At 60.1% G+C, this 23894-nt stretch carries 27 protein-coding genes; 16 read left to right on the top strand and 11 right to left on the bottom strand.

Annotated elements, in window-relative coordinates:
- Positions 1-217: 217 nt before the first annotated feature.
- Complete coding sequence (locus ACP0KA_RS11550; protein ID WP_424628927.1) at positions 218-1099, bottom strand: HpcH/HpaI aldolase/citrate lyase family protein; 882 nt, start codon at positions 1097-1099, stop codon at positions 218-220.
- 116 nt (positions 1100-1215) lie between these two features.
- Between ACP0KA_RS11550 and ACP0KA_RS11545 the strand changes: the two genes are divergently transcribed.
- Positions 1216-1860: a carbonic anhydrase gene (locus ACP0KA_RS11545; RefSeq protein WP_424628926.1), complete on the top strand. Its 645-nt coding sequence runs from the start codon at positions 1216-1218 to the stop codon at positions 1858-1860.
- A 192-nt stretch (positions 1861-2052) separates the two neighbouring features.
- Here the strand turns inward: ACP0KA_RS11545 and ACP0KA_RS11540 are convergent, their stop codons facing one another.
- Positions 2053-3087 carry an aspartate-semialdehyde dehydrogenase gene (locus tag ACP0KA_RS11540; RefSeq protein ID WP_424628925.1) on the bottom strand — a complete coding sequence of 345 codons (1035 nt, stop codon included), beginning with the start codon at positions 3085-3087 and terminating at the stop codon, positions 2053-2055.
- Between the two features lie 193 nt (positions 3088-3280).
- Between ACP0KA_RS11540 and ACP0KA_RS11535 the strand changes: the two genes are divergently transcribed.
- Positions 3281-4078: a hypothetical protein gene (locus ACP0KA_RS11535; protein WP_424628924.1), complete on the top strand. Its 798-nt coding sequence runs from the start codon at positions 3281-3283 to the stop codon at positions 4076-4078.
- A gap of 130 nt (positions 4079-4208) precedes the next feature.
- Complete coding sequence (locus tag ACP0KA_RS11530; RefSeq protein ID WP_424628923.1) at positions 4209-4589, top strand: hypothetical protein; 381 nt, start codon at positions 4209-4211, stop codon at positions 4587-4589.
- Between the two features lie 76 nt (positions 4590-4665).
- On the opposite strand, the gene leuB is transcribed toward ACP0KA_RS11530, so the two are convergent.
- Positions 4666-5778 (bottom strand): 3-isopropylmalate dehydrogenase, encoded by a 1113-nt coding sequence (gene leuB, locus ACP0KA_RS11525; protein ID WP_424628922.1) that lies wholly within the window; start codon positions 5776-5778, stop codon positions 4666-4668.
- A gap of 143 nt (positions 5779-5921) precedes the next feature.
- On the opposite strand from leuB, the gene ACP0KA_RS11520 reads away from it, so the two are divergent.
- Complete coding sequence (locus tag ACP0KA_RS11520) at positions 5922-7118, top strand: YbfB/YjiJ family MFS transporter (RefSeq protein WP_424628921.1); 1197 nt, start codon at positions 5922-5924, stop codon at positions 7116-7118.
- A gap of 64 nt (positions 7119-7182) precedes the next feature.
- On the opposite strand, the gene ACP0KA_RS11515 is transcribed toward ACP0KA_RS11520, so the two are convergent.
- Entirely contained in the window at positions 7183-7641 is a 459-nt protein-coding gene (locus ACP0KA_RS11515) for a carboxymuconolactone decarboxylase family protein (protein ID WP_424628920.1), read from the bottom strand.
- Positions 7642-7781: 140 nt separating this feature from the next.
- Here ACP0KA_RS11515 and ACP0KA_RS11510 point away from each other — a divergent pair, with 140 nt between their 5' ends.
- Positions 7782-8663, top strand: a complete 882-nt coding sequence (locus ACP0KA_RS11510; RefSeq protein ID WP_424628919.1) for a sigma-70 family RNA polymerase sigma factor — start codon at positions 7782-7784, stop codon at positions 8661-8663.
- A 59-nt stretch (positions 8664-8722) separates the two neighbouring features.
- On the opposite strand, the gene ACP0KA_RS11505 is transcribed toward ACP0KA_RS11510, so the two are convergent.
- From ACP0KA_RS11505 to ACP0KA_RS11490, 4 genes are all read right to left on the bottom strand, one after another.
- Entirely contained in the window at positions 8723-9508 is a 786-nt protein-coding gene (locus tag ACP0KA_RS11505; RefSeq protein WP_424628918.1) for a molybdopterin-dependent oxidoreductase, read from the bottom strand.
- 13 nt (positions 9509-9521) lie between these two features.
- Positions 9522-10157 (bottom strand): cytochrome b/b6 domain-containing protein, encoded by a 636-nt coding sequence (locus ACP0KA_RS11500; RefSeq protein WP_424628917.1) that lies wholly within the window; start codon positions 10155-10157, stop codon positions 9522-9524.
- Between the two features lie 219 nt (positions 10158-10376).
- Complete coding sequence (locus ACP0KA_RS11495; RefSeq protein WP_424628916.1) at positions 10377-10976, bottom strand: fasciclin domain-containing protein; 600 nt, start codon at positions 10974-10976, stop codon at positions 10377-10379.
- 209 nt (positions 10977-11185) lie between these two features.
- Positions 11186-11938 (bottom strand): SDR family oxidoreductase, encoded by a 753-nt coding sequence (locus ACP0KA_RS11490; protein ID WP_424628915.1) that lies wholly within the window; start codon positions 11936-11938, stop codon positions 11186-11188.
- Between the two features lie 83 nt (positions 11939-12021).
- Between ACP0KA_RS11490 and ACP0KA_RS11485 the strand changes: the two genes are divergently transcribed.
- Positions 12022-13545 (top strand): malonate--CoA ligase, encoded by a 1524-nt coding sequence (locus ACP0KA_RS11485; protein WP_424628914.1) that lies wholly within the window; start codon positions 12022-12024, stop codon positions 13543-13545.
- Positions 13546-13600: 55 nt separating this feature from the next.
- Here the strand turns inward: ACP0KA_RS11485 and ACP0KA_RS11480 are convergent, their stop codons facing one another.
- Positions 13601-14461, bottom strand: coding sequence for a sulfite exporter TauE/SafE family protein (locus ACP0KA_RS11480; protein ID WP_424628913.1), 861 nt, complete (start codon positions 14459-14461; stop codon positions 13601-13603).
- Between the two features lie 281 nt (positions 14462-14742).
- On the opposite strand from ACP0KA_RS11480, the gene sdhC reads away from it, so the two are divergent.
- The 8 genes from sdhC (at position 14743) to ACP0KA_RS11440 (ending at position 21733) form a co-directional block, all read left to right on the top strand.
- Positions 14743-15138 carry a succinate dehydrogenase, cytochrome b556 subunit gene (gene sdhC, locus ACP0KA_RS11475; protein ID WP_424628912.1) on the top strand — a complete coding sequence of 132 codons (396 nt, stop codon included), beginning with the start codon at positions 14743-14745 and terminating at the stop codon, positions 15136-15138.
- On the top strand, positions 15135-15551 hold the full coding sequence (gene sdhD / locus ACP0KA_RS11470) for a succinate dehydrogenase, hydrophobic membrane anchor protein (protein ID WP_424628911.1): 417 nt from the start codon (positions 15135-15137) through the stop codon (positions 15549-15551). The genes sdhC and sdhD overlap by 4 nt, the downstream gene beginning before the upstream one ends.
- A gap of 3 nt (positions 15552-15554) precedes the next feature.
- Entirely contained in the window at positions 15555-17378 is a 1824-nt protein-coding gene (gene sdhA / locus ACP0KA_RS11465; protein ID WP_424628910.1) for a succinate dehydrogenase flavoprotein subunit, read from the top strand.
- Positions 17379-17417: 39 nt separating this feature from the next.
- Positions 17418-18200 carry a succinate dehydrogenase iron-sulfur subunit gene (locus tag ACP0KA_RS11460; RefSeq protein ID WP_424628909.1) on the top strand — a complete coding sequence of 261 codons (783 nt, stop codon included), beginning with the start codon at positions 17418-17420 and terminating at the stop codon, positions 18198-18200.
- 91 nt (positions 18201-18291) lie between these two features.
- Positions 18292-19701 (top strand): MFS transporter, encoded by a 1410-nt coding sequence (locus ACP0KA_RS11455; RefSeq protein WP_424628908.1) that lies wholly within the window; start codon positions 18292-18294, stop codon positions 19699-19701.
- A gap of 150 nt (positions 19702-19851) precedes the next feature.
- Positions 19852-20424: a cytochrome b gene (locus ACP0KA_RS11450; protein ID WP_424628907.1), complete on the top strand. Its 573-nt coding sequence runs from the start codon at positions 19852-19854 to the stop codon at positions 20422-20424.
- Positions 20425-20514: 90 nt separating this feature from the next.
- Positions 20515-21330, top strand: a complete 816-nt coding sequence (locus ACP0KA_RS11445; RefSeq protein ID WP_424628906.1) for an FkbM family methyltransferase — start codon at positions 20515-20517, stop codon at positions 21328-21330.
- Between the two features lie 19 nt (positions 21331-21349).
- Positions 21350-21733, top strand: a complete 384-nt coding sequence (locus tag ACP0KA_RS11440) for a VOC family protein (protein WP_424628905.1) — start codon at positions 21350-21352, stop codon at positions 21731-21733.
- Here the strand turns inward: ACP0KA_RS11440 and ACP0KA_RS11435 are convergent, their stop codons facing one another.
- Entirely contained in the window at positions 21734-22111 is a 378-nt protein-coding gene (locus tag ACP0KA_RS11435) for an MAPEG family protein (protein WP_424628904.1), read from the bottom strand. It lies immediately after the preceding gene.
- A 122-nt stretch (positions 22112-22233) separates the two neighbouring features.
- On the opposite strand from ACP0KA_RS11435, the gene ACP0KA_RS11430 reads away from it, so the two are divergent.
- Both ACP0KA_RS11430 and ACP0KA_RS11425 read left to right on the top strand, forming a co-directional pair.
- Positions 22234-22704, top strand: coding sequence for a pyridoxamine 5'-phosphate oxidase family protein (locus ACP0KA_RS11430; RefSeq protein WP_424628903.1), 471 nt, complete (start codon positions 22234-22236; stop codon positions 22702-22704).
- Entirely contained in the window at positions 22704-22922 is a 219-nt protein-coding gene (locus tag ACP0KA_RS11425; protein WP_424628902.1) for a hypothetical protein, read from the top strand. Before ACP0KA_RS11430 ends, ACP0KA_RS11425 begins: the two co-directional genes overlap by 1 nt.
- Before the next feature lie 357 nt (positions 22923-23279).
- On the opposite strand, the gene ACP0KA_RS11420 is transcribed toward ACP0KA_RS11425, so the two are convergent.
- On the bottom strand, positions 23280-23699 hold the full coding sequence (locus ACP0KA_RS11420; protein WP_424628901.1) for a hypothetical protein: 420 nt from the start codon (positions 23697-23699) through the stop codon (positions 23280-23282).
- Positions 23700-23894 lie beyond the last annotated feature (195 nt).

The raw sequence follows: 23894 nt of genomic DNA, 5'->3' as shown, positions 1-23894 counted from the left end.
TGCGAACTTCGGAAAGCAAAGGGTACTAGCAAAACTATAATTCTAGTACCGCTTTCGATTTGAAGTCCCTGTCGCGCGTTTTCCGAGAGTGATACAGGGACTTCAAATCGGCGGTACTAGCGCTTGGCTCTAAGTCAAACAGACCCATCAACGCAAAATGGCCGGGCTTGCCCGGCCATTTTCGTTTGGCTCGACGAGGAGTGCGTCGCGTTTCGGGTCAGTGCGCTTTCAAAGCGGCAATCGCATCTGCGATCGCGACAGTGCGCTTGGCCATTTCGACGTGCAGACGTTCGACCATCTGGCCATCGAGCTGCACGACGCCCTTGTTGGCGTTCTCAGGCAGATCGAACACGCCCATGATCTTGCGTGCACGTGCGACTTCCTCTGCCGGCGGCGTGTAGGTGGCGTTGGCTGCGTCGATCTGGCCGGGATGAATCAACGTCTTGCCATCGAACCCCATATCGCGGCCCTGCGCGCATTCCTTGGCGAAGCCCGCAATGTCGTTGATGTCGTTGTAGGGGCCATCCAGCATCTCCACGCCATAGGCGCGCGCTGCCATGATGCAGTGGGCAAACAGCGGGATCATCGCCGCACGGCCCGGCAACATTCGCATCCGCGTCTCACGCGCAATGTCATTCGGCCCCATCACAAAAGCCTCAAGGCGCTTGTCGCCCTCGCGCGCCTGCGCCGCGATCTGCTGAGCGGACAGCACGGCCAACGGCGTTTCGATCATGGCCCAGATGCGGATAGCAGGATCGGCTTTGAGCTTACGAAGCTCGCTTTCAACCTGCTTGATGTCATCGGGAGTGGAGATCTTCGGCACCAGGATTCCATCCGGCTGGGCCTTGGCGGCCATTGCCAGATCGTCCAGCCACCATTCCGACTCGAGATTATTGATACGAATGATGATTTCGCGCTTGCCGAACCCTTTCGCCGCGATCGCGGCCGCGATCTGATCACGTGCAGTTCCCTTGGCATCCGGCGCGACGGAATCCTCCAGATCCAGAATGATGCTGTCAGCGGGAAGATTACGCGCTTTTTCGAGCGCCCGCGCATTGGAGCCTGGCATAAACAAAACACTGCGACGCGGACGAAACATGGTTGCTTCCTGTAAGATGAGATCGGAAGGCGATACCACTTCGGCGCGCGCTCCGGAAGGCTTGTCCAAGAGCATCGCATATGGTTAGCCACGTTGCAGCAATCCGCGAGGTGCCCATGTCGTCATTTCCCGAACGTTTGATCTCCGGCTATCAGTCTTTTGCCACCCAGCGTCTACCGACCGAGCAATCCCGCTACCGCGAGTTGTCCCAGCATGGGCAATCGCCCGAAACGATGGTGATCGGCTGCTGCGATTCCCGTGTGTCTCCGGAGGTCATTTTTGACGTCGGACCAGGCGAATTGTTTGTCGTACGCAACGTCGCCAATCTGGTGCCGCCCTACGCGCCGGACGGCGAAGCGCACGGCGTCTCAGCCGCGCTGGAATTCGCGGTGCAGGTGCTTCACGTCAAACACATCGTCGTTCTCGGTCATGCCCAGTGCGGCGGCGTCAAAGCACTGGTTCAGGATTCCGCACCGCTGTCGCCGGGCGATTTCATCGGCAAGTGGATGTCAATTCTCGAGCCGACGCTGGAAGAAGCTGAGCGCGGACGGACTGAGGGGTTGGAGGAATTCATTACGCGCCTTGAGAAGAAGGCCGTATCGACCAGCCTCAAGAACCTGCTGACGTTCCCTTGCATCCAAATCCTGGCTGAACGCGGCAAATTGCATTTGCATGGCGCCTATTTTGGCGTGGCGAAGGGATCGCTGTCCGTGCTCGATCAGTCGAGCGGCGAGTTCCATGCGGTGAAGGCCGTCGTCTAGCAATCGCAGCCGCGCGACTTCTTTTGGTGCGCGGCTTTTCCCGAATTGCCGTGGTCGCGGCCAGGCCGATCCGGCCATGCGATCAGCAGTGTCGACGGCATATAACAACAAGGCCTCAAGCGTGAGTTCCACGCTTGAGGCCTGATTCGGATCGATCGTCAGATATTGCGGGCTGGTGACCAGCTCGGCCGCTCAGGCCGCTTTTTTCTTCGGCTGCAGCAGCTTGCGATTGACGAGGCACTCCGCGATCTGGATCGCGTTGAGCGCCGCGCCCTTGCGCAGGTTGTCGGAGACGCACCACAGCACGAGGCCGTTCTCCACCGTCGCGTCCTCGCGGATGCGGCTGATGTAGGTGGCGTCCTCGCCGGCACATTCGTACGGCGTGGCGTAGCCGCCCGGCTCGCGCTTGTCGATCACGAGACAACCTGGAGCCTTGCGCAGGACCTCGCGCGCTTCATCCACCGAGATCGGCTTCTCGAATTCGATGTTGATCGCTTCCGAGTGGCCGATGAACACCGGCACGCGCACGCAGGTGGCAGAGAGCTTGATCTTGGGGTCGAGAATCTTCTTGGTCTCGGCCAGCATCTTCCACTCTTCCTTCGTGTAGCCATCCTCCATGAACACGTCGATCTGGGGAATCACATTGAAGGCGATGCGCTTCGGGAATTTCTTATTGACCAGCTCGCCGTTGGTGTAGACGGCCTTGGTCTGCGAGAACAATTCGTCCATCGCATCCTTGCCGGCACCTGAAACGGACTGATAGGTCGAAACCACGACGCGCTTGATGGTTGCCGCGTCATGTAGCGGCTTCAGTGCGACGACGAGTTGCGCTGTCGAGCAGTTCGGGTTGGCGATGATCCCGCGCTTGGTGAAGCCCGCGACCGCATCGGCATTCACCTCAGGCACGACCAGCGGCACATCCGAATCATAGCGCCATGCGGATGAGTTATCGATCACCACAGCGCCGGCGGCTGCGATCTTCGGTGACCACTCCTTCGAGACCTCGCCGCCTGCGGACATCAGGCAGATATCGACATCGCTGAAATCGTAGTTTTCGAGAGCTTTGACTTTGAGGGTCCGGTCGCCATACGACACTTCGACGCCGGTGCTGCGGCGTGATGCCAGTGCCACGACCTCATCGGCCGGGAAGCTGCGTTCGTCCAGAATGTTGAGCATTTCCCGGCCCACATTGCCGGTCGCTCCCACACAGGCCACCTTGTAACCCATCGTTGACTCTCCGAGGAAAAAAGCTTCGCCCCCGCGGTTTGCGGAAAGGGAAGAGGCAGCGCTTCTATGCGAAAAACGGCGCAAATACAACGCAGAAGCGATGTCGAATCACTCTAGCTCAGCCGTGAGGCGGATGAAATCCGCGTCGAGGCTGGAACAGCGCGACGCCGTTTCAGGAAGCAGAACGCGCCGCATGAGTCCGACCGCCGTCGATTACGTCCAGGATACCTCCACCATCCATCCCGCCCTTCGCAGCTTCGCCCTTATGCGACGCGAGGTGATCGTGCGATTGATGGCCTACTGTTCGGGACTTGCAGTGTTGGCTGCAATTGTCGCGGACCTTTTGGCCGCTGCGGCCCCCAGTGGAACCGAGATCGTAAGCCCCTCATTGCGCGGCTGGGCGCCGGCCAGCCGGCCACATCCGGCCTTCGCCGTGAGTCACCTGGATTTAGTCAAGAAAACAGAGAGTTACGACATTCTCCGGCATCCCCAGGGGGGCCGGAAGGACATTTTGCGCTGGTCTGCCGGCGCCGATGAGCCGCCCGTCGCTGAAATCGAGATTTACCGGCCAGGGAACGAACTCGGTGCATTCGCCGCGGCTGGCGCCGACCTTGGCCCGCGGATGGGGCCCGCCGGCCATGGAGAAGCGCAGACCGCAGGCGTCATCGATACCAAATTCGGGCCTGTTGATCTGCTTCGCTTCAGCGGCACGCCGGTTGCAAACCAGGCATGTCTCGGCTTCGTGAAGACCTTCGAGGTCCCCAAGGTCAGGCTCAGCGGCTGGTCCTGTCATGCCAGTTCTGCAAGTGCGCAGCGCATTTTTTTGGGGTGTGCGCTGAACCGCCTGACCCTGCTGTCGGCCGGCAACGATCCAAAAATGGCCGAACTGTTCGCAAGAGCCGAATTGCGGCGCTCGGATTGTGCTGCGGCGGCAGCCTCCACCGACTGGGCCACCGGGCCGCAGGAGCCTCTGCTCCGGGGCAGCATCTAACGCCCTGTCATTCATGAAACATTTTCGACGCCCGGCTCTTTATTGTCGGGAAGTGTGGCCCATTTCATCTTGTGGGGGCGTGACCGGAACGGCTAAATAAGATCCAAATTCGGAATCCCGTGAGGACATGATGGCTTTGAAAATTTCTGGCGCAAATACTTGGGCGGTCCTGCTGGCCACCGCGGCTGTTGCGGCGATCAGCCTTGGCGCCCCCGAAGCCAATGCACAACCCCGGCGCAGCGTGAATGTTGAGGGCAGCCAGACCTATGACGGCCCGCCCCGCAAGCCGCAGAACTACTCCTACAAGCGCGGCCGTACCCGCGTGTACATCACGCGCCGCTCCTGGCTCGATGCCGGTACCGAGGTGGTCCCCGGTGAACGCAAGTTCACCGATTACGCCTTCCCGCCGGGCTACAACTACGGCGAGTTGATCGATCCGCGATATACGGCCCGCCGTCCGCTCGGCGACCAGTGGGATACCGGCGTCCCGACGGGTTTCCCGCTGTACTGATTTCATTCAGCTTTCAACGCAAAATGCCCGGCTCGCGCCGGGCATTTTCGTATCAACTGGTCAGCGAGGTGCCGGATTATGCGGTCAGGACGTCAAGCTCACCGATGATCGCCTCGCCCATCTGCGATGTGCTGACCACCTTTGAGCCTTCGGACTTGATGTCGCCGGTGCGCAGACCCTTTGCCAACGTCGAGGCGATCGCCTGATCGATGAGATCGGCTTCCTTTGGCATATCGAACGAATAGCGCAGCGCCATGCCGAACGACGTGAGCATCGCAACGGGATTCGCGAGGCCCTTGCCGGCGATATCCGGCGCCGAGCCGTGGACCGGTTCATACAGCGCCTTGCGCTTCTTCGTCTTCGGATCGACCTCACCGAGGGACGCCGACGGCAACATGCCGAGCGAGCCGGTCAGCATCGCCGCGATATCCGAGAGAATGTCGCCAAACAGGTTGTCGGTGACGATGACGTCGAATTGCTTCGGCTGGCGCACCAACTGCATGGCACCGGAGTCCGCAAGCTGATGCTCAAGCGTGACGTCCTTGTATTCGCGCTGATGCACCTGCGTCACGACCTCGTTCCACAACACGCCACTCTTCATGACGTTGCGCTTTTCCATCGAGGTCAGCTTGTTGCGGCGCTTGCGCGCAAGCTCGAATGCCACGCGGGAAATGCGTTCGATCTCGTAGGTGTCGTAGACCTGCGTATCGACGGCACGCTTCTGGCCATTGCCGAGATCGGTAATCGTCTTCGGCTCGCCGAAATACACGCCGCCGGTCAGCTCGCGCACGATCATGATGTCGAGGCCTTCGACGACATCCCGCTTCAGGCTTGAGGAATCGGCGAGCGCCGGATAGCAGATGGCCGGGCGCAGGTTCGCGAACAGCGCCATATCTTTGCGTAGCCGCAACAAACCTGCTTCGGGCCGCACGTCGTAAGGCACTGCATCCCATTTCGGGCCACCGACCGCACCGAAAATCACCGCATCCGCGGCCTGTGCCAGGGCCATGGTCGCGTCAGAGATCGAAACCTTGTCGGCATCATAGCTCGCGCCGCCGACCAGACCGGTTTCGGTTTCAAAGCGCGCAGTGCCGCGCTTGTTGAGCCAGTCGATCAGGCGCTTCACCTCCGCCATTACTTCGGTGCCGATACCGTCGCCGGGAAGAAGCAGCAGCTTGTGGGTCGCCATTTTGATTGCCTTACAGGGTTCGTGGACACGTCGCGCGAAGTGCTAAAACGCCCTTGCACGCTTGGCAAGACACCATTGCCACCCTCGCGGATAGCGAAGTCCGCGGAAAGCTGGCAGATTGCCGGGCGTCCGGAGCGACCACTTTGACATCTGCTGATTTCCCTCCCCCATCCGCACGCCCTGCGCGCATCATTCTCATTCTCGCGCTGGCACCCGCCATCGGATTGGGTATCGGCCGTTTTGCCTATTCACTGGTGCTACCGGACATGCGCGACAGCCTTGGCTGGTCCTATTCCACCGCCGGCTTCATGAATACGGTCAATGCCATCGGTTATCTTGCGGGCGCACTCGGTGCTGCTTCGTTCGTCAGGCGCCATGGTTTGTTCAAGACCACATGGATCGGCGCGATCGCCTGCGTGGTGTCGCTGGCGCTCTGCGCACTGTCCGCGAACTTTTTTATCTTCAGCTTTGCCCGCCTTGTGTCGGGGTTCGGGGCGGCAATCGCCTTTGTCGGCGGCGGCGCACTGGCTGCGACCATTGCGCAATCACGTCCCGCACAATCCGCCCTGCTGCTCAGCCTGTTCTACACCGGCCCTGGAACGGGACTGATCGTGTCCGGATTGGTCTCGCCCTTTATCCTGCAGTATTTCGGCCCAGGATCATGGTGGATCGTGTGGGTCGCCCTCACGCTTGTTTCCGCTGTGATGGCCATCCCACTGCTGCTCAACCGTTTCGACACGGCTGCCAATGCGGCACCGGAAGCTGCGCCCCACATCAGACTCAAACCGATGTTGCCCTACCTTGCCGGATATTTCCTCTTCGGTGCAGGCTACATTGCCTACATGACGTTCATGATCGCCTATGTGCGTGATGCGGGCGGTGATGCCGTGGCGCAGAGCGCATTCTGGTGCCTGATCGGTGTTGGCGCTTATGCATCGCCATGGGTGTGGCGGAAATTGATGGCGCGCGGTGAAAGCGGCATGACGACGGCGATCCTGATTGGGGTCACCGCTATCGGGACCGGGCTCGCGCTGTTCGGGTCGTCACCAACCCTCCTTGCCGGATCCGCCTTCGTGTTCGGCAATGCTTTTTTTGCCGTGGTGACGGCAACCACTGCATTTTCGCGATTGAATTATCCGGCGGTGGCGTGGCCAAGGGTCATCGGCATCATGACGATCACCTTCGGTCTTGGCCAAACGCTCGGGCCTTTCGTGACCGGTGCCGTCACCGACGTGATGGGCTTGTCCTACGCGCTGAACATATCTACCGCAGCATTGGCTCTGGGTGCAGTGTTATGCGCGCTTCAACGGCCGCTCGCAAAAAGTCCTCCGCGCCAATGAGTCGAGGCCTCTCCGCGCCACGCGGGGAGGCCTCCTAAGATCAGCTGGGAATCGATACCGCCGCCTAATTCCAGCTGGCGCCAGCCATCTGCCGGACGGACACATTGAGCCTGTTCCAGACATTGATGAGCGCGATCGAGACAATCAAGGTTGCCAGCGCCTGCTTGTCGTAGTGCTTTGCCGCCTCATTCCAGATTGCATCCGGCACCGGATCGGCCTGATCGGCGATCCGGGTGACCGCTTCCGTCAGAGCCAACGCAGCGCGTTCGGCGTCGTTGAAATAAGGCGTGTCTCGCCATGCCGCGACCGCAAAAATCCGCTCATCTTTCTCACCGACTTTCTTGAGTTCGCGCGCGTGCATATCGACACAGACGCTGCAACCGTTGATCTGGCTCGCACGCAATTGGATGAGCTTGTGCGTTGCGTAGGGTACGCCGTCCTTTTCAATCGATGTGTTCAAGGCTTGCAGCGCCTGCAATGCATCGGGAAGAACGAGGGCTGGATTGGTTATTCGGGCTTGCATGATGATCTCCTGTCCGGTCTTGGTAAATCCGGGACGCCAGAGCGTCCGGTTCCCATTCCACGAATGGCTCAGAGACCTGTCACATCGGCCACGGCTCATTCGTCAGTGTGATGACGGATGGCGATGAAGGAATGTGACCGATGGACGAGACAAAAATTCTGGCCGAACAATTCGAAGCCAATCGCAATCGCTTGCGGGCGGTGGCCTACCGGATGCTCGGTTCCTCGAACGAAGCGGACGACGCAGTCCAGGAAGCGTGGTTGAGACTGAACCGTAGCGACACCGGCGATGTCGCCAATCTCGGCGGCTGGTTGACCACCGTGGTGGCGCGGATTTGTCTCGACATACTGCGATCGCGCAAATCGCGGCGCGAGGAGCCGATGGGGCCCGATGTGCCGGAGCCGGTCCACGACACCGAGGCATTCGAGCAGGAGGTGCACTTGGCCGATTCGGTGGGGACTGCGCTGCTTGTGGTGCTCGACACCCTCGCTCCTGCCGAGCGTCTCGCCTTTGTGCTGCATGACATGTTCGCGGTGCCATTCGAGGAAATTGCCCCCATCGTGGCACGTTCACCGGCGGCCGCGCGGCAACTCGCGAGCCGCGCACGACGGCGCGTGCAAGGCGCTCCCGCAGTTGGAGAGCCCGATCTCAACCACAAGAGAAAGATCGTCGATGCATTTCTGGCGGCATCACGCGATGGAGATTTTGAAGACCTTCTGATGGTTCTCGACCCTGACGTCGTGTTGCGCGCAGACCCGACAGCGGCGCGAATGGGATCGCCGGCGGAAGTTCGCGGTGCAGCGGCCGTCGCGCAAATGTTCAAGGGGCGCGCGCAAGCCGCGAAGCCTGCCCTGGTGGACGGGGTTATCGGAGCCGCGGTTATTTTTGGTGGCCGACTGCGGATTGTACTCAATCTTACGATCACAAACGACAGGATCGCCGGGATCGAGGCGATTGCTGATCCTGCAAGCATTGAGGCGCTGGATGTCGAAGTCCTGGCTAGCGATGGAGCATCGTCGTGATCGTCGAGATATCTGAGGGATGCCCGGCACGAAGCGAGGCATCCCGTCGGCGAGGGAAATTAGCTGCCGCTGAATGAGTTGTAGCCCTGATCTTCCCAGTAGCCGCCTTTGTAGTCATTGGTGACTTCCATCGAGATCACATACTTGGGATTCTTGAAACCGAGCTTGGTGGGCACGCGGATCTTCATCGGATAGCCATAGGCTGTCGGCAATATCTCGTTTCCGAACTTGAACGTCATCTGCGTTTGCGGATGCAGCGCCGTCGCCATGTCGAGCGGGCTGTTGTAGCCGTCCTGATCACCGCACTGGAACCAGCAATATTTGGCGCGGGTATCGGCGCCTATTAATTTCAGGAAGTGGCGCAGCGGCGTGCCGGTCCAGCTCCCGATCGCGCTCCAGCCTTCGACGCAGATGTGGCGTGTAATCTGCTTTTCCTGAGGCAGCTGATAGAGCTCTTCGAGCGTCCATGACTTTTTGTTATCGACCAGACCGCGAACCTCGAGCTTCCAGGTCTTGCCGTCGATCTCGGGCGCCTCATCCACCGAGTAATAGCCGTTGAAGGGGAATGGTCGCGTAATCGCACTTTCCGGATAGGTGGGCGCCAGTGTGTTGGGATTGAACAGCGCGGCCTGAACGCTGTCGTTGAACTTGGAAATCTGCGCCAGAAGAGATTCCGCAGAGAAACTGTCGTTGACATCGCACCCCGTCAGCATCGTCAACGCCCCGAGGCTGGCGCCGCCTGCGAGAAATCGGCGACGCGACAGATCCGGCATCAGCTTGGTGGCGTCCCTGACAAGAAGCTTCTTGTCGACGCCGGGGATGATGAGTTTGCGTTTAAGACCCATGACCGACGTCCTTTCAGCGGCCGATGATCATGGCGCGAAGGCTCTTCGGCACCACGATCGCGAGTGCGATGTGGATCACCAGAAAGCCGACGATTGCAGCCATGCAGGAAAAGTGGACGTAGCGGGCGAAGTCATAGCCGCCGAACAACGCCGTGAGCCATTGCAGTTGCACGGGCTTCCAGATCGACCACCCGGATAGCACGATCAAGATACCGGCAACGATGACACCGGCATAAAGCAGCCTCTGCACTTGATTGTAGGTGGAGAGGTCGGCGTGCGAGAGCCCGCCCGTGAATGCCGCCCTGGTATCGCCGAGCACACCCGTTGCCGAGATCGGCAGCAGCTTTTTGCGGAACCGCCCGGTGATCAACCCCAGCGCCAGATAGACCAAACCGTTGACCATCAGCAGCCACATGGCCGCGAAATGCCATTGCAGCGCCCCGCCAAGCCAACCGCCCAGCGTGATCGAATGGGAGAAGGTAAAGTTGAACAGCGGTGACGCATTGTAGATCTGCCAGCCCGACATGATCATCATGACCATGGCGACAGCATTGACCCAGTGGACGATCCTCACCCAGGCAGGCTGAATGACTTTCCCGGATGTGGCGGCGTGTTCCGCTTCCGAGTGATGAGTTACAATGCTGGACATGAGCGCTTCCGTTCCGATGAAGTCACTAACACCAACGATACGTTGATATTCTAGTGTTGTTACGTCTTAGCGCCAGAAAAAGCAGCCCGACACACAGCGGTGAAACGTCGCGAAGCTTCATTCACGAATGCGCGAGCGAACATCGGAGCTGACGGATCTCGAATGTGGGGGTTTCCTCTCCCGGAATGAGGAGAGGAAACGACCCACGTAGTGATAACTTCAAGATTTCGGCATCAGCACCGTATCGATGACGTGAATCACGCCGTTCGATTGGTTAACGTCCGCAATGGTCACCGTTGACGTCTCACCCTTGGCGTCGGTCAACGTGACCTTGCCGCCGGCATTCTTCACGGTGAGCTCTTCCCCTTCGACCGTCTTGAGCTTCTTGCCATCGGCGAGATCCGACGCGTTCATTTTTCCGGGGACCACATGATAGGTCAGGATTTTGGTCAGAGTCGCCTTGTTCTCGGGCTTCACCAAAGTTTCAACCGTTCCCGCCGGTAATTTGGAGAACGCCGCATTGGTCGGCGCAAACACGGTGAATGGTCCCTTGCCCGACAACGTGTCGACCAGACCCGCCGCCTTCACCGCCGCCACCAGTGTCGTATGGTCCTTCGAGTTCACGGCGTTTTCGACGATGTTCCTGGTGCGATACATCGGTGCGCCGCCGACCATCACGGTCTTCTCGCCGGACATTTCGCTCTTCTTCATCGTCTTGTCTTGCGCCTGTACCGGCGCAACGACGCTGACGGTGAGGGCCATTGCGGCAAGTGCAGCGGCCGACAAGAATGCAGTACGCGTTGAGTTGAGCTTGGACATCGATCTTCTCCCGGTGAATGGAACATCCCGGCGAGAATTCCACCGGGCGTTGCCGGCAGCGCTGTCTGCGAAGAAACCCCGCGCCGCCGATGTCCGAGCTACGCGGACATCTAGCGGCGCGTTTCAAAGAATAAATTTTGCAGAATCTGAAACTTTAAACTCTGCGAGACGTGAGGCTCTCCCCTTCCGATGAAGGGGAGATCGAACACTCACAGCGTCGCGGTGAGGAAGCTTCTGTTCCACGTCGGGCTGATGAGAATCTCGTTCATGCAGACATGCGACGGCATGTTCGCAACAAATGCGATGGTCTTCCCGAGATCTTCAGGCTGCAGCATGCGCGCCATATCTTCGGCACTTGGCGGTACCGGACGCAGCTTCATGATCGGCGTCGCGACTTCGCCGGGCGACAGACAGCAGGCCCGCAATCCGTTCTTGAATTCTTCCATGTTGAACGAGTGCGTCAGCGCCAACACGGCATGTTTCGTTGCGGTATAGGCAGGACCAGTCAGCTTCGAGACGTGACGTCCAGCCCATGACGCAACGTTGATGATGCAGCCGTCCTTCTGCGCACGCATCGCCGGCAACACGGCGCGGATGCAATACATCAAGCCGTTGAGATTGATGTCGACGACCTTGTCCCAGCCATCCGTCGTCACCTCTTCCCAACTGCGCTTCGGCACGTTCAAGCCGGCACTGTTGACCAGAAGATCGATGCGACCATGCTTGGCAACAATCGCCTGAGCCACGGCATTGACGTCGTCGACGTTGCCGACGTCGAGCGCCATTGCTTCGATCTTGCCTCCAGCTTTCGCAATATCGGCCGCCGCCGCATCGAGCACGTCCTTGCGCCGCCCGGAGATCACAACCGTCCAGCCTTCCGCCGCCAGCGCCTGGGCGCCCGCGAGACCGATGCCGCTTCCCCCGCCCGTAATCCAGGCCACACGTTTCTTGTTATCGCTCATACCGGTCGTCTCCGTTGCTTTCCAAAGGCTGGTTTTGCTAATGACATTTCCAATGTCGATCACGCCTTGTTCCGAGATGATGCATGAACACCAGCGCCAACGCCAACCTGTTTTCCCGCCTGTTCGATGGTCTGACCGACCTCGGCAAGCTCGCCATCGAAACTGACGGCCGCCGCATCAGCTATGGCGACCTGATCGCGCAATCCGGGCAGATGGCGAATTTCATCGTCTCCCGCGGCGTCAAGCCGGGCGATCGTGTTGCAGCGCAAACCGAAAAATCGGTACCGGCGTTGGTGCTTTATTTGGCCTGCGTGCGGGCAGGCGCCGTCTATCTGCCGCTTAACACCGCCTACACGCTCAACGAGCTGGAATATTTCATCGGTGATGCCGAGCCCTCGCTGGTGGTGTGCGATCCCTCGAAAGCGGACGGCATCGACAAGATCGCCGCGAAGGTCAACGCCAAGGTCGAGACCCTCGATGCGAACGGCAGGGGTTCCCTGATGGACGGCGCGGAGAAGGCCCCCGCCGAATTCGCCACCGTCCCGCGTACCGGCGAGGATCTCGCCGCGATCCTCTACACATCAGGCACAACGGGCCGCTCCAAGGGCGCGATGTTGAGCCATGACAATCTGGCATCGAATTCGCTGACGCTGATCGACGTCTGGCGCTTCACCGATCAGGACGTTCTGATCCACGCATTGCCGATCTATCACACGCACGGCCTGTTCGTAGCCAGCAACGTCACGCTGTTCTCGCGCGCGTCGATGATCTTTCTGAACAAATTCGATGCCGACCAGATCATCAAGCTGATGGCGCGCGCCACCGTGCTGATGGGCGTTCCGACGTTCTACACGCGCCTGCTGCAAAACCCGGCGCTCACGCGCGAAGCCACCAGCCATATGCGCCTGTTCATTTCAGGATCCGCGCCGTTGCTCGCCGACACCCACCGTGAGTGGTCGGCCCGCACCGGACACGCCGTGCTCGAGCGCTACGGCATGACCGAAACCAACATGAACACGTCGAATCCTTACGAAGGCGACCGCGTGCCGGGCGCCGTTGGTTTCCCGCTGCCGGGCGTGTCGACACGTGTCACCGATCCGGAGACCGGCAAGGAGCTGCCGCGCGAGACCATCGGCATGATCGAGGTCAAAGGCCCCAACGTGTTCAAGGGCTACTGGCGCATGCCGGAAAAGACCAAGGCGGAATTCCGCGAAGATGGCTTCTTCATCACGGGCGATCTCGGCAAGATCGACGAGCGCGGCTATGTCCATATTCTCGGCCGCGGGAAGGACCTCGTCATCTCGGGCGGCTTCAACGTGTATCCGAAGGAAGTGGAATCCGAGATCGACGCGATGCCGGGCGTGATCGAAAGCGCGGTGATCGGCGTGCCGCACGCGGATTTCGGAGAGGGGGTCACAGCTGTCATCGTGAAGGACAAAAACACAGCGCTGGATGAAGCCACCGTGCTTCACGCCCTCGAAGGACGGCTTGCGAAGTTCAAGATGCCGAAACGCGTGCTGTTCGTCGACGATCTGCCGCGCAACACCATGGGCAAGGTGCAGAAGAACATTCTGCGCGATTCTTACGCCGGGCTCTACAAGTCGTAAGCCGTCGCACAAGCCGGCCGTGCCGTTCTCGCCGGCACGGCGGTGCGAAGATCGCTCAATATCCCGTGGTCAGACTGATGACGAAGCGCATGCTGACGGTCACCAGATAAAGCCCGAACGCGACTTCAAGCTGCCGCTTCGACAACAGGTGCGCGACTTTCACACCGAGCGGCGCCACCAGCAGACTTGTCGGCATCACAAGAATGGCGCCGATCAACGAGATGTAGCCCAACGCGAACGGCAGTTGCAGCGCGGCGACTTCGGGGAAGCGGGCCGCAGCAGGCCACCCGGCATAGATGTAGCCCAACGCGCCTGGAATTGAGATCAGCACGGCCAACCCCGCCGAGGTGCCGATAGCCTGATGAATCGGACGGCCGTAGAGGGTCATCACCAGATTTGCGAACAGACCGCCGCCGATCCCCATCAGTGTCGAGAGCAGGCCGATGATTGTGCCGTAGACCCGCATGAAAAAGCCGGTCGGGAAATCTTTCCCGAGCCGCCAGTCTTCGCGGCCAAACAGCAGTCGCGCTGCCGCTGACCAGGCCACGGCGACAAAGACGAATTTGAACAACCGCTCGGGTGCGTATCTGGCGATCACACTGCCCGCGATCACGCCGACCAAAACCGGGATCGCCCAGCGCTTCAGAATGTCCAGATCGACCGAGCCGCGAGCTTGGTGAGCGCGCCACGAGCGGATCGATGTCGGAATGATGATCGCTAGCGACGTGCCGACACAAAGCGGCATGCGCGCATCCAGCGGCACACCAGCTATGCGGAAACATTCATAGAGAACCGGGACCAAAATCGCCCCGCCGCCGATGCCGAAGATACCGGCCAGAAAGCCGGCCGCCGCCCCCGTTCCAAGCAACAGAACGGCCAATTCGAGAAGTTCGGATGAGCTAACCCCGGCGATCATAAAATCAGCCCTTTTTCGCTGCAGCCATGTGTCGCAGAAGGGCCGAGAAGAGCAAGATGAATCCTGCTTCAGGTCCGCGCGGCGCGGCTTGCTTCGTGGTATACATGAAACTCATATACCAGCAGGAATAAAAGCGCAAAATAAAGAATGAACTTATATTCATAAATTCGATGATTCTGCGTTGCGCTCAATCTTGTCACTTCGTAAATAGAAATCCTCTAACCCGATCCCGCATAAAAAGTCGGCACCACGTTTTTGCCGCAAACCGTCAAAGTTGCTCAATGGCTCCCAGGATCGACCGCCCTCTTTCACCGTTTCTGACCTACCGCTGGACCCTGACGATGGCGATGTCCATCGTCCACCGCATCACCGGTCTCGCCCTCTACGCTGGTACCGTGCTGCTGGCTTGGTGGTTGATCGCAACCGCGTCCGGCCCCGGCGCCTATGCCAATCTTCAGGCTTTCACCAGCAGCTGGATCGGGCGCATCATCGTGTTCGGCTACACATGGGCACTTATCCATCACATGCTCAGCGGTGTTCGCCACCTGGTCTGGGATCTGGGTTACGGCTTCGGGCCCAATGAACGCGAATGGCTAACTCGCGCAGCGTTGGTCGGCGGAATTATTCTGACGATCGTGTTGTGGATCGTCGCCTATGCGGTTGGAGGCGGCCGATGAGCGCACAAGACACCAACGGTTCCATGAAGAAAACGTCGATGCGAACACCGCTCGGTCGCGTTCGTAATCTCGGCTCGGCTCACGGCGGCACCTCGGACTTTTTCCGCCAGCGCGTCACCGCCGTGGCGATGATCCTGCTGATCGTGCCGGTCATCGTCGTGATCATGTCGATGCTCGGCAGAAATCAGGCCGGCGCAGCCGCCATCCTCGGGTCGCCGCTGGTTGCCGTGATTCTGATCCTCTTCGTCATTGCCAGCGTCTGGCACATGAAAATCGGCATGCAAGTCGTGCTGGAAGACTACATCACCGACGAGAAGCTCAAGCTGGCACTGATCATTGCCAACACGTTCTTCTCCGCTGCGGTCGGCCTTGCGTCGATCTACGCCATTCTCAAACTTTCATCTGGAGTTTAACGCATGGGCACCCAAGCCAACGGCGCTCCGGCCGCCAACGGCCAAGCCTACGCGATCGAAGATCACACTTTTGATGTTGTTGTCGTCGGCGCCGGCGGCGCTGGCCTGCGCGCCGCTGTCGGCTGCAGCGAGGCCGGCCTGCGCACGGCCTGCATCACCAAGGTGTTCCCGACTCGTTCGCACACCGTCGCTGCACAAGGCGGCATTTCAGCCTCGCTCGGCAACATGCACAAGGACGACTGGCGCTGGCATATGTACGACACCGTAAAGGGGTCGGACTGGCTCGGCGATCAGGACTCCATCGAATACATGGTGCGCAACGCGCCCGAAGCCGTCTACGAACTGGAGCACTGGGGCGTTCCGTTTTCGCGCACCGAAGACGGTAAGATCTATCAGCGTCCGTTCGGCGGCATGACCATCGATTACGGCAAGGGCCAGGCTCAACGGACCTGCGCCGCGGCTGACCGCACCGGTCACGCCATGCTGCACACGATGTATGGTCAGGCCCTGCGTCATTCGGCCGAATTCTTCATCGAATACTTCGCCATCGATCTGATCATGGACGATCAGGGCGTCTGCCGCGGCGTCATCGCATTGAAGCTCGATGACGGCACACTGCATCGCTTCCGGGCGCAGACCACGATTCTGGCCACCGGCGGCTATGGCCGCGCTTATTTCTCCTGCACCTCTGCCCATACCTGCACCGGCGACGGCGGCGGCATGGTGCTGCGCGCAGGCCTTCCGATGCAGGACATGGAATTCGTTCAATTCCATCCGACCGGCATTTATGGCTCGGGCTGTCTGATCACCGAAGGTGCACGCGGCGAAGGCGGTTATCTCGTCAACTCCGAAGGCGAGCGCTTCATGGAGCGCTATGCACCTTCCGCGAAGGATCTTGCCTCGCGTGACGTGGTGTCTCGCGCCATGACCATCGAAATCCGCGAAGGCCGCGGCGTCGGCAAGAACAAGGATCACATCTACCTGCACCTGGATCACCTTGATCCGAAGGTGCTGCACGAGCGCCTGCCGGGTATCTCGGAATCGGCCAAGATCTTCGCCAACGTCGACGTGACCCGTCAGCCGATCCCGATCGTGCCGACAGTGCACTACAACATGGGCGGCATCCCGACGAACTTCCACGCCGAGGTCGTCACCAAGAAGAACGGCGACGACAACGCGATCGTGCCGGGCCTGATGGCTGTGGGCGAAGCAGCTTGCGTGTCGGTCCACGGTGCAAATCGTCTCGGCTCGAACTCGCTGATCGATCTCGTCGTGTTCGGCCGCGCAGCCGCTCTGCGCTGCGCCGAGAAGCTGACGCCGAATGCGAAGCAGCCCGATCTGCCAGCGAACTCCGCCGACCTCGCGCTCAGCCGTCTCGACCATTATCGTCACGCCGCGGGCGGTACGCCGACGGCCAAGCTGCGCGACAACATGCAGCGCGTGATGCAGAACAACTGCGCGGTGTTCCGCACCGGTGAAGTTCTCAACGAAGGCAAGGACCTGATTCACAAGGTGCACGGCGGCATCAAGGACATTGCGGTGTCCGATCGCTCGCTGGTCTGGAACTCCGATCTGATCGAGACGCTCGAGTTCGACAACCTGATCGTTCAGGCGGTTGTGACCATGGATTCGGCCGCGAATCGCACCGAGAGCCGCGGCGCCCACGCCCGCGAGGACTACTCCGAGCGCGACGACAAGAACTGGATGAAGCACACGCTGTCATGGATGGACGACAAGGGAACGTCGACCATCGATTACCGCCCGGTGCACGACTACACGATGACCAACGACGTCCAATACATTCCGCCGAAGGCGCGCGTGTACTGATCGCTCGATTTAACGAACGCCCAAGCGAAAGTCCGAGATATGGTTGAATTCGCACTCCCAAAGAACTCGAAGATCACCGGCGGCAAGGAATGGCCGAAGCCGGCCAGCGCGGTGAATACACGCGAGTTCAAGGTGTATCGCTGGAATCCGGATGACGGCAAAAATCCAAGTGTCGACACCTATCACGTCAACACCGACGATTGCGGCCCGATGGTTCTCGACGGTCTGATCTGGATCAAGAACAACATCGATCCGACGCTGACCTTCCGCCGCTCCTGCCGCGAGGGCGTGTGCGGCTCATGCGCCATGAACATCGACGGCCAGAACACGTTGGCCTGCACCAAGTCGATGCACGATGTCGACGACGGCGCGCTGAAGATCAACCCGTTGCCGCATCAGCCGGTGGTGAAGGATCTCGTGCCGGATCTGACCAACTTCTACGCGCAATATGCGTCGATCGAGCCCTGGCTCCACACCACCACTGCCACGCCGCAGAAGGAGTGGCGGCAGTCTCCGGAGGATCGCAAGAAGCTCGATGGTCTCTACGAGTGCATTCTGTGTGCGTGCTGCTCGACATCCTGCCCGAGCTACTGGTGGAACAGCGATCGCTTCCTTGGTCCCGCTGCGCTGCTTCAGGCCGACCGCTGGGTCAACGACAGCCGTGACGAAGCCACCGGCGAACGTCTCGACAATCTGGAAGATCCGTTCCGGCTCTATCGCTGCCATACCATCATGAACTGCGCCAAGGCCTGCCCGAAGGGGCTCAACCCTTCCGAGGCGATCGCCGACCTGAAGCTCAAGATGGTCGAACGACAAGTTTAATCTTCAGACCAAGCGACAATGAATTTTGAGGCGGTGGAATTCGTTCCACCGTCTCATTTGTTTCGTTCAGCGGATTTTCGTACAAACAGGCATGAGCAACGGCCTGTACGCGTCCTGCGATGTTGCCGCCGCAAAAGAGGTGGTTTGTGCGCATGAAGCCAGCCACCCGCAGCTCGTCATTGCCAGCACGATCCTGGCCTCGACGTTAGCTTTCATTGACGGATCGGTCGTGAACGTCGGCCTTCCCGCGATCGGCGCGAGTTTTCAGGCTGATGTCAGCGACCTGCAGTGGATCGTGAATGCCTATCTCCTTCCATTAAGTGCGCTGCTCCTCCTGGGCGGAGCCGCCGGTGATCGCTACGGTCGCAAACGTCTTCTGATTACCGGCGTTGCGCTGTTCGCGGTGGCGTCGCTCGCTTGCGCACTCGCACCAAATCTTCCCTCGTTATTCATCGGGCGCTTTACTCAGGGCGTCAGCGCCGCGATGCTGATGCCGAACAGCCTTGCAATCCTCGGGCAAAGCTTTTCCGGCGAGGCCAAGGGCCGCGCGATCGGAATTTGGGCCGCTGTCGGTGCCGCGGCCGGCGCCGTCGGGCCCGTGTTCGGCGGATGGCTGATCGATGTCGGCAGTTGGCGGCTGATCTTTCTGATCAATTTGCCGCTCGCAGCGGCCGCCATCGCGCTGACATACCTCTTTGTCGATGCCGATCAGAACAGCGATTCCGATGCATTGGATTGGATCGGCGGGCTTCTGGCCACGGCCGGCCTTGGTGTGACCACCTGGGCGCTGACACAGGGCTCGGCACACGGCTGGTCGATGTTTGTAGCGGCCGTGTTGTGCGCCGGGATTCTTCTCTTGATCGTGTTCGTGCTGTTCGAACACCGCTGCGGCGACAAGGCGATGATGCCGCTCGCGCTGTTCGGATCGTCAAGCTTTGTCGGACTGACCTTGCTGACGTTCCTGCTCTATGGCGCGCTCGGCGGCCTGTTTGTGGTGGTGCCCTATGTCCTCATTACGGCTGGCGGATATTCGGCGACCGCCGCCGGCGCTGCGCTCTTGCCGCTTCCGCTGGTCATCGCCCTTGCCTCACCGATCGCCGGCGCATTCTCTGCCAAGAGCGGGCCGCGCATGCCTCTGACATTAGGGCCGATGATCGTCGCGCTCGGCTTCCTGCTGATGCTTCGGATGGGACAGGGTGAGAATTACTGGCGAGACGTATTCCCCGCGATGGTCGTGATCGCGCTCGGAATGGCCCTTGCGGTTGCGCCGCTGACAACAGCAGTCCTGATGTCCGTCGATCCATCTCACGTTGGAGCTGCATCCGGATTGAACAGCGCGGTCGCACGTAACGGCGGATTGGTTGCGACGGCCCTGATCGGATCGGTGCTGGTCATCACAGGGCCGGCGTTGCTGTCGGCGGTAGCGGGCGCTGCAATTGCAGGCGCCCTGGCGTGCGTGGCTGCATCCCTGAGCGCGTTCCTGCTAATCACGGCGAGCTAGTGTTGACCCGGTGTTAGAAGCAATCTAACTGCGGCACATCAGGAATACGTGAGCGCACTCGAATGCGTCATCGTTCGTACTTACAAGGGAAGGTAAGTTGGTGGTCTCCGCACTGGCTCGTCCCACCTCAGACAAGAATCGCTGCCACGAATGAAGAATGACTCGACGCATGCGCCCATCGATACAGCTCCCGAGATTTACGACAGGCTGACAATCCGGCTGCATTGGGCGACGGCGGCGCTCGTCTCGATCCTGTGGCTCATGGGCAGGACGATCGGTTTCATGCCGCGAGGCCCGTTGCGGATCGACATGTGGTCGTTGCACATCCTGCTCGGCGTGGCGCTGGCTTGTGTCCTGGTGACGCGCCTGATTTGGCGTGCGACCAACGGGCGAAAGCTTCCTTCTGCCGATCAGAGCACACTCGACTTGCTTGCCCGCGCCGTTCACTGGTTGCTCTATCTCCTTCTCGCCATCGTGGTCGTGCTTGGCGTGATCAACGTGTTCACCCACGCTTTTCCGCTGTTCAACATGTGGCGGTTTCCGAAAATTGGTGAAGCCGATTTGAGGAGAGCGATCAATCACTGGCATGATCTTGTCGCGAACATCATCATGGCCGTGGCCCTGTTGCATGCAACCGCAGCCCTCCTTCATCACTATGTCATCAAGGATTCCGTCCTGCGTCGGATGTGGCCATCCAGGCAGCCGGCGCGACAGGTGCGATAGCGACAAGTTCTAGGCTGCGTTGAAGCCGAAGATCGCTTTCCAAGCCTCTTTTCTGCTTGAATCGCGCCGCTTCCCGCGCGATGAATTTGAATGCGCGATCAATCCCGCAGCGACCAGAAGCCGTTCGGCGCCCACACACCGAATGCGATGCAGCGCCTTGTCATCGCCGCCGCGCATGGGTCCGGCCTGAAGCGCGGCGCCTTCCGTCCCTGGCTGTCGCGGCTGGTCCATTTGTTCGGAGCTGGTCCTATCGATACAACCTATCAAGGCGCATCATTCCGGCTGCATCATTTGGCGAGCGGCACGGAACGGGGCGCGCTGTTCAATCCGGACTATAATCTCCCCGAGCTTGATTTCCTTCGCGAGCACAGCCCTCGGGGATCGACCTTCGTCGATGTCGGTGCCAACGTCGGCACCTATGCCGTCGCGCTCGCAAAGCATGTCGGCACCACCGGCCGGGTGATCGCGATCGAGCCGCATCCTGTGAGCAATGCGCGGCTTGCCTTCAATGCAGCGGCCTCGAACCTGAGCAATCTGACCCTCGTCCGGGCCGCCGCCGGCGACGTCGACGGCGAACTCCTGATCGAGACCGATGGCGAGAATCTTGGGGCGAGCCACATCTCAGCGACCGGCGGTTTCAAAGTACCGGCACACCGCCTGCTGACAATTCTGCAGAATGCCGGGGTCTCACAGGTCCACGCACTCAAGATTGACGTCGAAGGTTACGAAGACCGTGTGCTGACCGGATTCTTCCACGACGCGCCGCAGTCCCTGTGGCCGCAGGCGATCGCCATCGAGCACCTGGAACGAAAGGCGTGGCTCAACGATTGCATCGCCGATATGATCTCACGCGGCTACGGCGTTGCCGGCAAGACCCGCAGCAATACATTGCTGGTGCGACGCTAGTTTCTCACGAGAGGCTCGCATGATCGACCACATCGGCTTTTCCGTTTCCGACTACGAACGCGCCAAGGCTTTCTACACCAAGGCGCTCGCACCGCTTGGTTACAGCCTCATCATGGAGGTCGCTCAAGACCAGAACGACGCTCCCGCAGCAGGCTTCGGCATCAACGGCAAGCCGGATTTCTGGATCGGTGGCGAAGGCGGGCTCAACAAACCCGTTCACATCGCCATCACCGCCAACGATCGCGCCGCCGTCGATGCGTTCTACAAGGCGGCGCTTGCTGCTGGCGGACGTGATAACGGCGCTCCAGGTCTGCGCCCGCACTATCATCCAAATTACTACGGCGCATTCGTGCTTGATCATGACGGCCATAATATCGAGGCCGTCTGCCACGCGCCTGAATGATTACTTGAAGAGCGGCGACAACAAGATCGCGGTGTTAACGACGAACGCCGCCGCGAACACGAATGATCGCAGCGACGGTTGATCGCCGATGTACAGGCATCCGTGTACGATGCGCAGCAGCACATAGAGTCCGGCAAGCACATTTACGATGCTCACGGATGCTCCCTGCGTGACGGCGATGATCACGGCAGCCGCGAAGAACGGAAAGCTCTCAAACGCATTCTGGTGCGCGGCATAGGCGCGGCGTTTCTGCGGCGGCAGGCTCTCGATAATGTCGCGCGGATGACGATTATCGCCGATGAACCCCGTCTTGGCATATTTGACCCAGACAATCGGCAGCACCGCTGCGATCAAGATGCACCAATAAGCGAACGGCATTTGTGATCCCTGGCCTTTGTTCCGCGAACACTGTCACGACGTTTCGAGGTGGCGTCAACGCGGTTCCTCAGGAACACCACGTTCACCCCATCGTTAATTCCCAAACTCGACGGAGATAAACGATGAGCGATTCAGACCATGTGTGGGAATTAGCGGACAAAATATCCATCGCGATGCTTGCAAGCTGGGATGGCCAAAAGCCCCGTTCCCGACCGATGAGTGCACACGTCGCACGCAACGAAAATGCGTTTTACTTCCTCGCTGACAAGCGACACCACAAAGACGACGACATCAGAAAATTTCCGACCGTGTGCCTCGCATTCGCTGATGCGAGCAGCCAGAAATACGTGTCCATCACCGGCGAGGCGTCCGTTTCCAACGATCGCGTAAAGATCAAGGAGCTTTGGTCCCCATGGGCCAAAGCCTGGTGGTCCTCGGCGGACGATCCAAACATCTGCTTGCTCAAAGTCGAACCAACGCTTGCCGAATATTGGGATACGCCGGGTAAAGTCGTCAGCACTGTGAAAATGGCGGTCGCAGCCCTGACGGGTTCGCGTCCGGATATCGGCGAGAACCGCAAGGTTGCGATGTGATGACGAAGATTTCAATGACTGGCGATCCCGAGGAGATTCCACCTGCCACGCCTGGAAATCCGACCGAGCCGCCACAGGAAGATCCGCCCGGCAATCCGCGTCCCGAGGTCCCGCCACCCATGAATGATCCTGCAGAGCCATCGCAGCCGAACGAATTGCCCGGTCGCGTGCCGGATGAACTGCCGGTGCGTGGGCCAAAGGGCCCCGCGAACGCCTAACGGCGAATCACACAAGCATCACAAAAAGAACATTTCATCGCGGCGAACGTGCTTCGCTGTGAATGCTGCCGTTTCACTTGCGAAACTTAACGTCCATTCATTCTCGATGCGTTGAGCCCGCGTTCCACGCAAATAATCGAATCATCAAGCGGCTTCGCCACATTGCTGCCGCCTAATCACTATCGGCTGATCACCAAACACAAATATGCGATGCTGACAGCGGCATCACCCCGCCCTGATTCTCTTCTCACATACAGGACAACATGAAAAACTTTCGAATGATCCTGCTGGCCACGACTGCAATTGCAGCCGCGCAGATTCCACATCTTTCAGCTCATGCTGAAGCAGCATCCTCTTTCATCGTTGCACAAGCGGCAGCACCGGCTCCTGATGATCAGAAGGCCGCACCGAAGGCGCCACCCAAGGCCGCCCCTCCTGCAGCACCGAAAGCCGCTCCTCCGCCGCACGCTGCGCCTCCGGCTGCTGCACCGAAGGCACCCGCGCCACCTGCTCGTCCGGCCGCACCGCCTCCGCCCGCAGCACCAAGGGCTGCACCGCCAGCCCCACCTGCGGCACCTCACGCAGCCCCACCTCCGGCCGCCCCCAAGGCTGCACCCACACCACCACCCGCTCCGCCCAAGGCTGCGCCTGCACCTCAGGCGCCGAAGGCGGCGCCTCCACCGCCGCCCCAAGCACCGAAGGCAGCGCCATCCACAAGCACACCGCCAGCGACAGCACCCTCCGCTCCGCATCCAACGCCGGGGGCACCTCGTCCAACTCCCGGTCCGGCGGACAAGGCCGCACCGCAGCTTCAACGGCAGCAGGCCCCGAATGCTGCGCCCGTCGCACCCGGCGTTCGCGATGTCACGCCGCAACGCGTGCCCGAGCCCGGACACAATGGCCGTCCGACGACGGCTCCGACCGCCGCGCCAACACCGGGCACAACACCTACGCCTGCTCCGGGCCACCCAA

The organism is Bradyrhizobium sp. SYSU BS000235 (assembly GCF_049747295.1).
Classification (GTDB): Bacteria; Pseudomonadota; Alphaproteobacteria; order Rhizobiales; family Xanthobacteraceae; genus Afipia.
This window is presented reverse-complemented; position numbering and strand designations above follow the sequence as displayed.

What these genes read in the sequence shown, in the direction of transcription:
- ACP0KA_RS11445 (WP_424628906.1), top strand. Translation starts at nt 20,515, where the DNA reads ATGCGCGATCAATCCCGCAGCGACCAGAAGCCGTTCGGCGCCCACACA.
- ACP0KA_RS11510 (WP_424628919.1), top strand. Translation starts at nt 7,782, where the DNA reads ATGGACGAGACAAAAATTCTGGCCGAACAATTCGAAGCCAATCGCAAT.
- ACP0KA_RS11530 (WP_424628923.1), top strand. Translation starts at nt 4,209, where the DNA reads ATGGCTTTGAAAATTTCTGGCGCAAATACTTGGGCGGTCCTGCTGGCC.
- ACP0KA_RS11430 (WP_424628903.1), top strand. Translation starts at nt 22,234, where the DNA reads ATGAGCGATTCAGACCATGTGTGGGAATTAGCGGACAAAATATCCATC.
- sdhD (WP_424628911.1), top strand. Translation starts at nt 15,135, where the DNA reads ATGAGCGCACAAGACACCAACGGTTCCATGAAGAAAACGTCGATGCGA.
- ACP0KA_RS11505 (WP_424628918.1), bottom strand. Translation starts at nt 9,508, where the DNA reads ATGGGTCTTAAACGCAAACTCATCATCCCCGGCGTCGACAAGAAGCTT.
- ACP0KA_RS11460 (WP_424628909.1), top strand. Translation starts at nt 17,418, where the DNA reads ATGGTTGAATTCGCACTCCCAAAGAACTCGAAGATCACCGGCGGCAAG.
- ACP0KA_RS11545 (WP_424628926.1), top strand. Translation starts at nt 1,216, where the DNA reads ATGTCGTCATTTCCCGAACGTTTGATCTCCGGCTATCAGTCTTTTGCC.
- ACP0KA_RS11540 (WP_424628925.1), bottom strand. Translation starts at nt 3,087, where the DNA reads ATGGGTTACAAGGTGGCCTGTGTGGGAGCGACCGGCAATGTGGGCCGG.
- ACP0KA_RS11425 (WP_424628902.1), top strand. Translation starts at nt 22,704, where the DNA reads ATGACGAAGATTTCAATGACTGGCGATCCCGAGGAGATTCCACCTGCC.
- ACP0KA_RS11550 (WP_424628927.1), bottom strand. Translation starts at nt 1,099, where the DNA reads ATGTTTCGTCCGCGTCGCAGTGTTTTGTTTATGCCAGGCTCCAATGCG.
- ACP0KA_RS11495 (WP_424628916.1), bottom strand. Translation starts at nt 10,976, where the DNA reads ATGTCCAAGCTCAACTCAACGCGTACTGCATTCTTGTCGGCCGCTGCA.
- ACP0KA_RS11435 (WP_424628904.1), bottom strand. Translation starts at nt 22,111, where the DNA reads ATGCCGTTCGCTTATTGGTGCATCTTGATCGCAGCGGTGCTGCCGATT.
- leuB (WP_424628922.1), bottom strand. Translation starts at nt 5,778, where the DNA reads ATGGCGACCCACAAGCTGCTGCTTCTTCCCGGCGACGGTATCGGCACC.
- ACP0KA_RS11480 (WP_424628913.1), bottom strand. Translation starts at nt 14,461, where the DNA reads ATGATCGCCGGGGTTAGCTCATCCGAACTTCTCGAATTGGCCGTTCTG.
- ACP0KA_RS11490 (WP_424628915.1), bottom strand. Translation starts at nt 11,938, where the DNA reads ATGAGCGATAACAAGAAACGTGTGGCCTGGATTACGGGCGGGGGAAGC.
- ACP0KA_RS11455 (WP_424628908.1), top strand. Translation starts at nt 18,292, where the DNA reads ATGAGCAACGGCCTGTACGCGTCCTGCGATGTTGCCGCCGCAAAAGAG.
- ACP0KA_RS11450 (WP_424628907.1), top strand. Translation starts at nt 19,852, where the DNA reads ATGAAGAATGACTCGACGCATGCGCCCATCGATACAGCTCCCGAGATT.
- ACP0KA_RS11440 (WP_424628905.1), top strand. Translation starts at nt 21,350, where the DNA reads ATGATCGACCACATCGGCTTTTCCGTTTCCGACTACGAACGCGCCAAG.
- ACP0KA_RS11500 (WP_424628917.1), bottom strand. Translation starts at nt 10,157, where the DNA reads ATGTCCAGCATTGTAACTCATCACTCGGAAGCGGAACACGCCGCCACA.
- ACP0KA_RS11515 (WP_424628920.1), bottom strand. Translation starts at nt 7,641, where the DNA reads ATGCAAGCCCGAATAACCAATCCAGCCCTCGTTCTTCCCGATGCATTG.
- sdhA (WP_424628910.1), top strand. Translation starts at nt 15,555, where the DNA reads ATGGGCACCCAAGCCAACGGCGCTCCGGCCGCCAACGGCCAAGCCTAC.
- ACP0KA_RS11535 (WP_424628924.1), top strand. Translation starts at nt 3,281, where the DNA reads ATGAGTCCGACCGCCGTCGATTACGTCCAGGATACCTCCACCATCCAT.
- ACP0KA_RS11485 (WP_424628914.1), top strand. Translation starts at nt 12,022, where the DNA reads ATGAACACCAGCGCCAACGCCAACCTGTTTTCCCGCCTGTTCGATGGT.
- sdhC (WP_424628912.1), top strand. Translation starts at nt 14,743, where the DNA reads ATGGCTCCCAGGATCGACCGCCCTCTTTCACCGTTTCTGACCTACCGC.